Origin of the sequence: Pseudomonas sp. p106 (genome assembly GCF_003936645.1) — a bacterium.
Classification (GTDB): domain Bacteria; phylum Pseudomonadota; class Gammaproteobacteria; order Pseudomonadales; family Pseudomonadaceae; genus Aquipseudomonas; species Aquipseudomonas putida_E.
In genome coordinates this window covers 121,181-133,917 of record NZ_RHQR01000006.1, presented here as the reverse complement: position 1 = coordinate 133,917, position 12,737 = coordinate 121,181, and the positions used below count along the sequence as shown (strand labels likewise).

The window sequence follows — 12,737 nt, the reverse complement described above, 5'->3', positions numbered from 1 at the left end:
GCCGGCCCCCACAAGGTCTTTCAACGAACCTGTGGGGGCCGGCTTGCCGGCGATGAAAGCGACGCGGTTTACGGCAGTGCGTAAGAAATCACGTAGTCGCCACGGTCAGTCGACTGGCGGGCGCCGCCGGCAGTGACTACCACGTACTGCTTGCCAGTCTTGGGCGAGACATAGGTCATCGGGCCACCCTGGCTGCCGACTGGCAGGCGGGCTTTCCAGATCTCGTTACCGTTGCTGCTGTCATAAGCGCGCAGGTAGAAGTCCTGGGTGCCGGCGATGAACACCAGGCCGCCTTGGGTCGACAGCGTGCCGCCCAGGGTTGGCAGGCCGATCTTGATCGGCAGGTGCATGCGGATACCCAGCGGGCCGGTATCTTCGACGGTGCCGACCGGTACCTGCCAGGCCACCTGGCGGGTCTTCATGTCGATGGCGGTCAGGGTGCCGAACGGTGGTGCCTGGCAAGGGATGCCGGCGACCGACAGGAAGCGGTTCTTGTTCACCGCATAAGGGGTGCCTTTGAGCGGTACGGCGCCCATGCCGGTGTTCAGCGCTTCACCACCGCCAGCGGCCTGGCCTTTGTTCTGCGACGGGATCATCTGGATCCACAGGCCCAGGCGCATATCGTTGACGAAGATGAAACCATGGACCGGGTCGGTGGAAATGCTGCCCCAGTTCATGCCACCCAGCGAACCGGGGAAGCTCAGCGACAGGTCGGTGCCCGGTGCGGTGTACAGGCCGTCGTAGCGCATCTTCTTGAAGTCGATACGGCACAGCAGCTGGTCATATGGCGTGGCGCCCCACATGTCCGACTCGGTCAGGGTCTGCGCGCCGATCTGCGGCATGCCCACCGATTTAGGCTGGGTCGGGGAATACGGCTCGTTCGGGATGTTGCTTGGCTTGACCGGAACTTCGTCAACCTGGGTAAGCGGCTTGCCGGTGGCGCGGTCGAGCACGTAGATCTGCCCGGCCTTGGTGCCGATCACCACCGCAGGTACCGACTTGCCGTCGTCCTTGGTGAAATCGATCAGGCTTGGCTGCATCGGCAGGTCGAAGTCCCACAGGTCGTTGTGCACGGTCTGGAACACCCACTTTTCGTTGCCGGTGGTGGCGTCCAGGGCCAGCACCGAAGCGCCGTAGGTGTGGTCCAGCTTGCTGCGCTCGACACCGTAGATGTCGGTGGACGAGGAGCCCATCGGCAGGAACACGGTGTTCATCGCCGGGTCGTAGGACATCGGCGCCCAGCTGTTCGGGGTGCTGCGCACATAGGTGCTGCCGTCGGCCGGAGCGTTGCGGTCTTGCGGGTTGCCCGGGTCGAACGCCCAGCGCATGGCACCGGTGAACACGTCGAAGCCACGGATCACGCCGCCTGGCATGTCGGTCTGGACATTGTCGGCGACACGGCCGCCTACCACCACGGTGGTACCGGCCATCAGCGGTGCGGACGACAGCTGGTAGTAGGAGTTCGGTACGTCACCCAGGCCGGCCATCAGGTTGACCTGGCCATTGTTGCCGAAGCCTTGGCAGAACTCACCAGTGTCGGCGTCGACTGCGATCAGCCGGCCGTCGATGGTGTTGGTCAGCAGGCGACGCTGGCAGTTGGCGCCAGCCGGTACGCTACCGACGGTTACCGGCGAGCTGTTTGGCTGAGTTGGCTGGGCCACTGGCGCGGTAGCGTCGAAGTAGGCCATGCCACGGCAACGCTGCCACACTTTGGACTGGGCGTTGATCTCGTTTTTCCACAGCTCTTTGCCGGTGTCGGCATCGAGGGCGATCAGGTTGTTGTGCGGGGTGCAGATGAACACCTTGTTGCCAACCTGCAACGGGGTCAGCTGGTCTTCGGCACCGTTGCCATCGCTGACGGCGACGTCACCGGTGCGGTAGGTCCAGGCGACCTTGAGCTTGTCGACGTTGTCGCGGTTGATCTGGTCCAGTGCAGCGAAGCGGCTGCCACCTTCGGTATTGCCATAGTGGGCCCAGTCCTTCTGCTCCTTGCCGGCTTCGACCGGGGTCATGCCCGGGCCTTTGCCGGTAGGCGCGACGCTTGGATGGGCAACGAACATGTTGCCCGCAGCGATCACCAGCACCACGGCCAGCACGCCGGCGATGCCGTAGGCACCACGGCCAGTGCTACCGCCATTGGCACTTACCAGCTGCGGGTAGACGAGCGCCACCACCATGCCGATAGCACCGAACATGAACAGGCGCGAGAACAGCGGCCAGAACACCAGGCCAGCATCGATCAGTGCCCACAGTGCGGTGCCGATCAGGAATGCAGCGTACAGCCAGGCACCGGCTTTCTTGCGTCGGGCAATGAGTACGCCGGCGATGGCCATGGCCAGGCCGCCGATCAGGAAGTACCAGGAGCCGCCAAGGCCCGCGAGCTTGACGCCGCCGGCAGCCAGGAGGAGGCCGAGCAGGGCGATGATCACGCCCAAGCCGACCAGGATGATGTTTGTGGCGCCAGAGGCGCGCGGTGTTTCGTTCATGCCAGGGATCTCAGCAGGTGGAATGTGCGCAGTTTAAGCCCTTAGCAAGCTAATTAACAAGTTGGTACATAATGTTCTGAGTCTGATTGTCGCAGGCTTGAACTTGCTGGGTTGTCGCGAAAAGTCTAGATCAGGCAGCGAAAAGTGCATAAAAGGTTGTTGCAGCCGGCAGTCAAAAACATCAGCGTCCCGATAACCTGGCGCCCCGATAACGTGCGAAGCACAAAAAAAGGAACCGCAACGCCAGGGAGAGAAGCGCTGCGGTTCAAGGGGGAGCTGCTTAGCGCTGGGTGGCGGTGGCCGTGTTGCCGTTGCCCATCTGGGTGATGGTGGCGGCCTGGTTGGCGCCGCTCTGGTCGACGAACGCCATGTTGCCGGCGCCGCCCTGGGTCACGTAGGCGACGTTGGCGGTATCGGCCTGCTTGATGGTGGCGCTGTTGCCACTGCCGTACAGCTGGGTGGTGAAGCTCTGGTTGGCGTAGCCGGACTGGTCCAGGGTGATGGTGTTGCCGGTGCCGGTGGTGTCGCCGGTGGCATAGTTGTCGATGCCGCGCTGGTCAGCGATCAGGATGTTGTCGGTGCCGTTCTGCTCGAAGTACAGCTCGTTGTTGCTGTCGGCCTGCTTGGTTTCCATCGAGTTGTTGGTGCCTTTCTGGCCCAGGGTGGCCAGTTGCAAGGTACCGTTCTGGGTCAGGTTGACGCTGTTTTCCGTGCCTCTCTGGTTGATCACGGCGGTTTGGTCGCTGCCGAACTGCCCGCCAAGTTTCTCGCCTTTCCAGTTGCTGGCCATGACCTTGTTACCGGTACCTTGAGTGGTCACGGTCAGGCTCTGATTGTCGCCGGTCTGGTAGGTGAAGTGCAGGTTGCTGGTGCCGGTCTGGGAGATGCTGGTGGTCGAGTTGGTGGTCTCGAACTGATCGGACCAGCTGGCGTTGGACTTGCCTTGTTGATACAGGCTGGCAGTGTTGTCCTGGCCCAGGCTCTGGTCGATGTAGCCTTCGTTGAGCTGGCCATTCTGGTTGACGGTGGCCTGGCTGCCGACTTGAGTGTCCTGCCAGACTTCCACCGAGTTGCCCGTGCCGTTCTGATCGATGCCTATGAGGCCGCCGGTGCCGTCGCGCTGGTCGCCATAGGCCCAGTTCTGCTTGCCTTGCTGGTAGATCTCGATATTGCCGTCGTTGTGCGTCAGGTGTTCGGCAGCGGCATAGTTGTCCTGGCCGTCCTGGTTCACCAGGCTCTTGTTGTTGCTGCCCCCGAACAGCTGTTCGACGAAGGCTTCGTTGCGCTGGCCGCTCTGCTGGGTAGTGGCCTGGCTGCCCAGCTGGGTATCCTGCCACACGGTCGAGCGGTTCTCGGCGCCTTGTTGCATCTGCAGCGCCTGGTTGTTTTCACCCAACGACTGGCTGGCGAAGGCGTCGTTGTAGGTGCCTTCGGCTTGCTGGGTGATCTGGCTGCCATTTTCGAACAACTGCTCGGCGTAGCCGGCGTTGTACGAGCCACTGGCGGTCTGGTCGATGTAGCTGGTGCTGGTGTCCTGCACCGCCAGGTGGTTGTGGCCCTTGCCGGTCTGGTTCTGGGTGGCGGCGGCGAAGGGCGCGACGGTCTGGCTGACTTCGGCGATGTTCTGGTTGCCGGTCTGCGACTGGGTCGAGGTGCTGTCGTCCGCCATGACCTGGCCGGCCACGGCCAGGAGGATAGCGGCACTTAGGGGAGCGAGCTTGAACATGGTGGTGCCTCCAGGTCTATCGGTATTGAGTGATCTGAACATGCTGGCCATTGCCGGCCTGGGTCACGGAACTGTTCAGGCCCGAGCCGGCTTGCACAATGCTGGCGCTGTTGTCGTTGCCGATCTGCTCGATGCTGGCGTTGTTGCTGGTGCCGCTCTGGCGGATCGACGCGCTGTTGCCATTTCCCTGTTGGCTGATGCTGGCCATCAGGTCACTACCTTCTTGCAGGATGTACGCTTCCTGTGCGCCCCCGGCCTGGACGATGCGGCCCAGCAGGGCCTGGCCGTTCTGGTCGAGGGCGGCGCGGTTGCCCGAACCCAGTTGCTCGATCACCGCCACCTGGCCGGCACCTGCCGGTAACAGGCGGATGATCACCGGGTCACCGAGGTCGCTGCCGGCGGCAAGGTCGGCGTTGTCCATCAGGTCGTCGGCCTGAGCCTGACCCGCCAGGGCCAGGCTCAGCAGCAGTGGGTGAAGGCGTTTCATGACGTTCTCCTGGCCTTAGCGCACAACGACGTTGATGGTGCGTGTGGTGCCTTGGCTGCTGGTTACGGTTGCCGTAGGCGCGGCAGTCGGGATCATCGTGGTGCTGTTGCCCACTGCCAGGCGCCAGCGTCCGGTTATCGGTACCGTGACGGTGCCGAGGGTCTGCTCACCCGTGGTGGTGGTCACGCGCACGGTGACGGTGTTGCCGGTGGTGACCGACGAGGTGCCGCTGATGTCCCAGTTGAAACGGTTATTGGAGCGCGCCGTGACCGTTGCCGCGGTGACCGCAAAGGTTTCTGCGGCCGGGCGTGGCGACACGTTGACGGTGATGGTGCCGGGGTTGGAAAGCGAACCGAGCGAGTCACGCACCTGGAAGGTGAAGGTGGTGGTGAACGCTGTGGTGACCGTCGCCGGTGGCGTGTAGGTCACCGTGCTGCCGTCGGTGCTGACCGTACCGCGGCCGGCAGCGGGTTGCGTGACGTTGTCGACCACCAGTGGTGCGTTGCCTTCCGGGTCGGCGGCGCCTGCCAGTACGTTGATGCTCAGGGGTACGCCCAGTGTCGCGACGGTCTGGGCTGCCACGGTTGGCGGCTGGTTCGGTGCAACGTTCACGGTCACGGTGGCCGGTGTGGACTTCAGGCCCTTGGCGTCCACCGCCTGATAGCTGAAGGTGGCGACCAGGGGTTGTGTGGCGCCGGCGGGCGGGGTGTAGGTGACCGACGTGGTGCCGTTGAGCACAACACCGCCAAGGCCGGTACCCGGTTGGGTCAGGTCGCTGATGGTCAGCGGTACGTCACCGTCCGGATCGCTGTCGTTCTGCAACAGGTTGAGGGTCAGCGGCACACCGACGCTGGTACTGCCGGAATCGGCCTGGGCCAGCGGCGCCTGGTTTTCAGCTTCGATCGGTGCGTTGCCGACCACGATCACCGGCTCCTCATCGCTGCCGCCATGGGCGGACTTGATGGTGACAGTGGCTGGCGGCTGGCTGAGGTCGTTGACGGTCAGGCTCTGCAGGGTGCCGGATTTGGACAGGCGGCCGTAGCCTTGGGCAACCAGGTCGGGGACTACCACCTCGTCGCTGGAGCGTGCTTCGATCACCAGGCGCTTGTTGGTCCAGTCGTAGCGGGCAGTGTCCACTTTCACCACATCTGTCAGCTTGCTCGACAGTGAAGTAGGGCGGGTGCCGCCGGTAGCCGTGCTGCCGGTGACCACCACTACCGGCGGCGGCGCGGTCTGGCTCAACTGCTGGGTGAAGAACAGCCCGTTGTTATCCGCAAGCAGGCTGAACTGGCAGGGCGAGGGTGGAGTCCCGACCAGGGCCAGGCCATTGCGCATGCATACATCAGCATCGTTCGGCGCCTTGGCGAAGACTTCGACCCGGGTGCCGGCGCCGTTGCGCGAGTAGGTGGCGCGCTCCAGGGTTACCGGCGTTTGCGCACGCTGGTCAAGCACCTTGCCCGACACCGTGAACACATTGGTCTGGATGGCCCCGGCTGGCCCTTCGATGCGCACGAAGTTGGTATTGAACGGGCTACCGGTCACCGCTTCGGTGAGGTTCGGATCGCCGATGAAGGTTTCGCTGGCTCCCGTGTCCGGGTTGACTTCGGTATAGGGGCCACCGACCCCGCGCAGCCACGGCCCGATGTTGCCGTTGAGCGCTCCGCTGAAGTCGCCCGGGGCGCCGATGCCGATGTCGCGGGTGACGTTGATCGCCCGCCGACCGGCTGCGGTCACGTTGACCGTTTCTACACCGTAAGGGTGGGTGATGACATAGGTGCCGGTCGTCGGTACCGAGGCGCGGATACGGATGCGGGCAAAGCTTTGCTGGTCACCGTCTACCGGGTTTTCTGCGGCGAAAGCGGCTTCTATGCCTGCTACGTAGACTTCCAGTTCATAACCACTGTTGCCCACCTGCGGGATCGAGGTTTCAGCCAGGAACCAGAACATCTCTGGGGGCCAGTTGTCGGGGAATACCAGTGGCAGTGCGTCGTCGTAAACGCCCGGCTCAGGCAGCAGGGTGCACATGTAAGCCGGTGCGCCCGGCGCACCAGGGAACCGGGTGCTGGTAGCGCGCGACTGGCACAGCTCCAGGGACAGGTTGTCGGTGTCCTTGTACCACATCGGGTATCCACCGGTGGCAAAGGTGTAGGGGCCCGGATCGACCTCCGACAGTGCGGCCCAGGCCGCGCTGGTCACAGTGAGGGAGAAACCGGCGGCCAACAGCGCACGGCGTTGCCAAGTGTTCATGCTGCCTCCTTGAAGGCGGAGCCTTTGTCTGTTCATGGCACCAGCACCACGTCTTCGCTGTCGCTACCGCCATTGGCACTGGTGACCTGCACCTTGGCCGGCGGGATGGGCGACAGGGAGGTGCTCAACGTTTTCACCGCACCGCTGCCAGCCAGGTCGCCGATCAGCGCACCGTTGCCGGTGTGGGCGGTGAGGACCGGTGGGCTGGTCTCGTCACTGGTGCTTGCCACCAGGGTCAACTGGCCGCTGGCCAGGCTGAATTCGGCACGGGTGATGGTCACCAGGTCGGTCAACGGCAGGTTGACGGTGGCCAGGCTGCTGGTGGGGATCGCCACACTGTTGTCAGCGGTCAATGTCAACGAGGCCGGCAACAGCGGGTTGAGGACTGACTGGGCATACCAGGCGCCGGTACTGTTGGCTTCGGTCAGGCTCAGGTTTGGCGTCTGGCTGGTCAGGGTGACGGTGGCCGGAGGCGGCGGGGCCATCACGAAGACGTCCTGCTGGGCACGCAGGTCGCCGTCCTCGGTGTGCCGCGAATAGGTACTGCGCAGTGGCATCAACGGGGTTGGCCGGGCAACGTCGGAGAGCTTGCCGGAGATCGAGAACAGCTCGGTGCGCAGGTCGATGCCACCGGGGCCCTCGATACGCACGTAGTTGGTGTTGTACGGGCTGCCGGTGACAGGCTCTTCCAGGTTCGGGTCGCCGATGAAGCGCTCGCTGCCCTCGGTGTAGGGGCCGTTGACGCTGCGCAGGAACGGCCCCACGTCACCTTTGAGCGCGCCGCTGAAGTCACCGGCGCCGGCGATGCCGATATCGCGGGTCATGTTGATCGCCCGATCACCGGCGGCGGGCACGTCGAACACGTCGACGCCGTAGGGGTGCGTGACGATGTAGGTGCCGGCGGTCGGCACATCGACGCGGATACGAACCCGGGCGAAGCTGACCTGATCGCCTTCGACGGGCTCCTCAGCGGCGAACGCCGCTTCGATGGCCGTGCCGTAACTCAGGTCGATGCCGCGGGCGGCATCGACGATGGCGGCGTCGGCGGTGAACCAGAAGGCTTCGTCAGGGAAGTTGCTGGGGAAAACGATGGGTTGTGTGTCGTCGAATACGCCAGGCGTGGGCAGCAGCGTACACATGTACGCCGGTGCCCCCGGGGCGCCAGCAACACGTGAGCTGACGGTTTTGGTCAGGCACAGGTCAAGGGTTCGCCCGTGCGTGTCCTGGTACCAGGCGGCGAAGTTGCCATTGGCGGGGTTATAGGGACCGGTGTCGACGGCATACAGCGCTGCCTGTGCCGGGAGCTGGAGCATGCTGGCGAAAATCGCCACGGCCAGCGGTGTGGGTATCGGTCGGTGCATGAGTCATTCCTCCTGCAAACGGGCCCATGGACTTGGGGCGTCTGGGAGGACATCGGCAACAGCCGTGCCAAGTGCGCGAAATGGTGCTGCAGGGTTTATAGCGCAAGGGGTGCGGTACTTCGCGCGTCGTTGTTTGAAACGTGTTGTTTGGGTGCTGTTCCCCAGGGTTGGGGGACGTGGGGCTAGAGGGTGTGGGGCGAAAGTCAGCTGCGCAGAGGGCCTGTATTGCGCAGCACAGCCTGGCAATTTTGCCAGTATCGGCCAACAGCAAAGGGCGCCCATAGTTGAATAAATGACACGCTGAAGGGGGTTACATGGAAACAGTACTGGCTCTGACAATGCGGGATGACTGCCTTTATGTAGAACCTTACACAGGAGATATTTCTCAACATTTCCGGGTGGTGCCGCAGAACGATGGATCAATAGGTATCCGTGCTCTGCGGTATGACGCAGCACTCACGATGTCGGAGGACGACGTCTGGGTGTCGCCCTATGGTGGGAATGCATGGCAAAGCTTTGAGTTGCAAGCATACGACGATGGTACGTACACGCTGCATTCAATGAACTATCCCGCCGTACTCGAAATGACGGATGCAGGGGCAGCAGCCAAAGCCCATGCGCAGAAGGACAGAGCCCAGAGGTTTTATCTGGAGAGCAGGCCTGATGGCGGGGTGGTGATTTATAAAGCCAGCGTGGTTTTTGATACCTGCGGCAACACCAATCATTTGCAGGGCTCATTGGCAGCCCATGTAAAGTTTGCTCAGAGTCAGATTGTTCCTGTGACGCCCAGTGTCGGGGACGAGCAGCCCCATCTGGTGGCAGGGCGCACAGCATTGCTCTTGGTAAAACCGTTAGGAGCATTGAAAGACCGGATTGAAAGCCTTGAGGTCAGCGTTGTCGATAGAGACGGCCGTTTATCAGGGGTGCTGCAAATGAACAGCCCCTATGATTTACCTGAGACGGTGTACAGTGTCGCAAGCGATGCGGGTGATCTTGACTTTTCCCTCCCGCCAGAGGACCCCTATGTCATCAATAGCAGCAGCGAGTTGGATCGCCTTGATGATCCCGCAGCTACTTATTTGAAGGCAACGTTGAGGTCGCACGATTGGGTGGTGATTCAGACGGGCGATGGGAGTTGGGTGAGTGATATTTATTTACCCACACAAGAAGTGGTTTGCGGGCAGCGGGTGAGCTTCAACTCAGCGGCTGGCTACAGTTCGACTGTGTTCTATAGCGGTCGCTCAGTCGTTGTCTCCAAAGGGGAAGAATGCCAATTCATCTTCGCTGCTGGGCAATGGATCAGTGATCACGAATGGGCAAATCGAATGCTGGTCTATTCGGAAAATACCTGGAGTATCGAAATTCCAGGCGCATGGTTGAACCCCGGTACATCAATGCGTTTCAGCGCTGGAGATCTGCTTGGGACACTGGGCAGCGTAGCGGTGGGCGGGCGTACTGAGTTGCTGATTCATACCATCGATATTGGCATGCTCACGCCGCCACGTGACGAGTACGCGTTTGCAAACGAACCGGATGCCCACACTGAATATTTCCAAACCATTCCCGTGGCCCGGATGATCGTAAGCAACTATCAATCTCTGCACTTGCCGGAAGTCATGTTGCCAGATGGGCAATTATTGACTGACTTTGACCCAAGCGAGGGTGGTTGGCATAGCGGCACAATGCGACAAAGGATCGGTAAGGAGCTGATATCTCTAGGCATCAATAACGCTAACTATGGGCTCCACAGTACGCCCGGGGAGGGCGAGCAGAGCCCCTATGTTGCAGCACAGCTCACCGCACACAATAGCCAAGGGAGATACGTGAATGGTATTCAGGTGCACGGCGGGTCGGGAGGGGGAGGCATCGTCACGCTGGATGACTCACTGGGCAATGAGTTCAGTCACGAGGTTGGGCATAATTACGGACTGGGCCATTACCCTGGCGGGTTCGGCGGCTCCGTACATCGCCCCGCGCAGGCTTTGAACGCGACGTGGGGCTGGGACATGCGCCTTGGTCAGTTCATACCCAACTTCCGGGCGAACATTACGCAAGAACCCACCTGCGTCGAGGATCAGTGCCAGGCGCCTTTTCATGGCCATGCCTTCGGTCTCGACCCGATGGCGGGCGGCGCACCGATGTCCCATTTGAACCGTTTCACGTTGCACACGCCTCATACCGCGGCAATCACTCAGGAATTCTTTGAGGGAAAGGCAGTTTTTGCGTCTGATTCAGCGACAGGCTTCCGCCGCTGGAGTGCCCTTGCTCAAGGCATGGAACCTTACGCTCACAGAGTTGACTTACGCCCCCAACTAACAGCTCCCAACAACGACTTGAGCGACGCTGCCCTGTCGGCCTTGTTCGACCTCAATACCGTGGTGAGGGTCGAAATGGAGGATGGAAACTGGGCGCCGCGTATTGAAGTTCCGCGTGCTGCATCCTCCAATGCCAACTGCGTGATCACCTTCAATCATGACGCCGGTTACAATAGCCAACTGTCCATCAATGGTCAGACGTTGAACATCGGGCGAGGGTTTTTCAAGAGCTATCGCTCGAACGGGGCAACCTGGACAGAGACGATCCTGTTAGACACGAGCATGGCGCGAATCACTGTGCCAAACAATGACTTGAGTCAGGCTAACCTCCAGAGCCTGTTGGCCGGTTTCGCCGTGCTCAATGTCGTGATGCGCGATGGGGACTGGGGGCCTGCCATCCACGTGCCTCCTGCCTCTGAGTTGAACGAGCGCCGGGTTATCAGCATTGATCAGGGGGCCGCGTACCAGACGCAGCTTCATATCAATGGCCTGATTTTGCCGCTCTCCCAAGGCTCCCTGAGACTGTATATGTCTGAGGGGGGAGCCTGGCGTGAGTACACCCATGCAGAGGATGTGAGTGTTGAGCGCGTGCCGCAAAAGTTCGGTGTACCCATCACTACGCTGGTGGGTTACTACGACCCGCAGCGTGAGTTACCACACTATATTTATCCCGCTTTGCATGGTGCCTACGGCTTCGTCTACGAGGATGACAGTGGTGCATCCGCAAACCCTGGCTGGCAGCTTTGGGTAGTCACGGTAGCTGGGGTGCGGCGCTACAATCTGCCCGGCATCCGTCTGCAGGCGAATGTGATGAACAAATTCCATGTCAATCTCGATACTTCTGATCGGCCCGAGAAAGTGCAGCTTGTGTATCGGGGTGAAACGCTGTTCACGCGTACTCTGGAGCCCCCCCAGGAGGAACTGGTTTACACGATCAATGGTGAATGAGGCGTGTGCGCAGTGTAGATAGCAACCAGGTCGCTTGCGCATCGCCGGCTCAAGCGACCTGGCCTAGTCCTGCAGCAGATCTGGGCTATTGAAGTTGCTCAAGCGTGGGTCACCCACGGGGTATTCCAACCCCTCGATCGGCGCGTGCAGCAGGGCCTTTTGCAGGCTCCTCTCTCCATCCGCCCAGGCCTGCCTGAGCAACGGCAGCAGCCTGCGCGGCAGCACGCTGAACATCGGCTGCCAATACCCACCCTGACGCGCCATGACCGCACTGTCATTGGCCACTGCCAACTGCAGCAAATCTTCGATCAAGTGGGGGTCGATCAGCGGTGCATCGCATGCCAGCACCACCACCCACGCATGCCTCGCCGCTGTCAGGCCGGCAATCACCCCAGCCAACGGGCCTGGGAAGTCCGCTTCTGCATCGCAGACCAGCTGATCGGAGAACGGACGATAAACGTTGTGGTTGCGATTGCAGGAGATCACCACATCGTCGCAGAGGGGCCGCACCACGCGCTGCACATGCGCCACCAGCGGCTCGCCGCGCCAGAGAACCAGCCCCTTGTCACGGCCACCCATGCGCTGGCCACGGCCACCGGCGAGGATCAACGTGGTGAAGGGCGGTAGGGGTTTGGTCATTGGGCCGGTTCCTGAACGTAGGGCAGCGAACCCTCCCACGGTGCAGTGCAATTGTCCAGGCTGGGCGGTAAGCGGCGACCTGGCATTTTTGCCAGTTGTGCTGATTGGTCGATCTTCATTCAATGGTATCAGTGGCAGGCAACGCACAGGCCCATTCAGGTACGCCAAGGAGCAAAGACTTGAACAAAAGTGAATTGATAGCGGACGTAGCACTCAAGGCTGACCTTACCAAGGTCGAGGCTGGCAATGTTGTCGAAGCGCTGATCGAAGCCATTACCGAGTCATTGGTCAAGAAAAGGGAGGTCAGGCTGGTTGGATTTGGGTCTTTCACAACCGATGTACGGCAAGTGCGCAAGGGGCGTGATCCAAGAACGGGTAAAGAGATCCAGATCAAGCAGGCCACCGTTGTCAAATTCAAGCCTGGTAAAGGGTTGAAAGACGCCGTGATGGGACAGGATCAGGACAGTCAATAGCCGCCTGCACCGCCCAGTGGAGGGGGGCAAAGGGGGCTGGCAATGCAGCCCCACT

The 12,737-nt window shown here is 61.5% G+C and carries 8 protein-coding genes; 2 read left to right on the top strand and 6 right to left on the bottom strand.

The features are described from left to right. Positions 1–68: 68 nt before the first annotated feature. From EGJ09_RS09915 to EGJ09_RS09895, 5 genes are all read right to left on the bottom strand, one after another. On the bottom strand, positions 69–2,486 hold the full coding sequence (locus tag EGJ09_RS09915; protein WP_125923721.1) for a glucose/quinate/shikimate family membrane-bound PQQ-dependent dehydrogenase: 2,418 nt from the start codon (positions 2,484–2,486) through the stop codon (positions 69–71). A 280-nt stretch (positions 2,487–2,766) separates the two neighbouring features. Next, positions 2,767–4,212, bottom strand: coding sequence for a curlin (locus tag EGJ09_RS09910; protein ID WP_125923720.1), 1,446 nt, complete (start codon positions 4,210–4,212; stop codon positions 2,767–2,769). A 16-nt stretch (positions 4,213–4,228) separates the two neighbouring features. Beyond that, complete coding sequence (locus EGJ09_RS09905) at positions 4,229–4,699, bottom strand: curlin (RefSeq protein ID WP_046785966.1); 471 nt, start codon at positions 4,697–4,699, stop codon at positions 4,229–4,231. A 15-nt stretch (positions 4,700–4,714) separates the two neighbouring features. After that, positions 4,715–6,946, bottom strand: a complete 2,232-nt coding sequence (locus EGJ09_RS09900; RefSeq protein ID WP_125923719.1) for an Ig-like domain-containing protein — start codon at positions 6,944–6,946, stop codon at positions 4,715–4,717. A 32-nt stretch (positions 6,947–6,978) separates the two neighbouring features. Further along, positions 6,979–8,307 (bottom strand): hypothetical protein, encoded by a 1,329-nt coding sequence (locus EGJ09_RS09895; RefSeq protein ID WP_115274593.1) that lies wholly within the window; start codon positions 8,305–8,307, stop codon positions 6,979–6,981. A gap of 314 nt (positions 8,308–8,621) precedes the next feature. On the opposite strand from EGJ09_RS09895, the gene EGJ09_RS09890 reads away from it, so the two are divergent. Further along, positions 8,622–11,570, top strand: a complete 2,949-nt coding sequence (locus EGJ09_RS09890; RefSeq protein ID WP_125923718.1) for a M66 family metalloprotease — start codon at positions 8,622–8,624, stop codon at positions 11,568–11,570. Between the two features lie 63 nt (positions 11,571–11,633). On the opposite strand, the gene mobA is transcribed toward EGJ09_RS09890, so the two are convergent. After that, entirely contained in the window at positions 11,634–12,209 is a 576-nt protein-coding gene (mobA, locus tag EGJ09_RS09885) for a molybdenum cofactor guanylyltransferase MobA (RefSeq protein ID WP_125923717.1), read from the bottom strand. A gap of 122 nt (positions 12,210–12,331) precedes the next feature. Here mobA and EGJ09_RS09880 point away from each other — a divergent pair, with 122 nt between their 5' ends. Beyond that, positions 12,332–12,682 carry an HU family DNA-binding protein gene (locus EGJ09_RS09880; protein WP_115274596.1) on the top strand — a complete coding sequence of 117 codons (351 nt, stop codon included), beginning with the start codon at positions 12,332–12,334 and terminating at the stop codon, positions 12,680–12,682. Positions 12,683–12,737 lie beyond the last annotated feature (55 nt).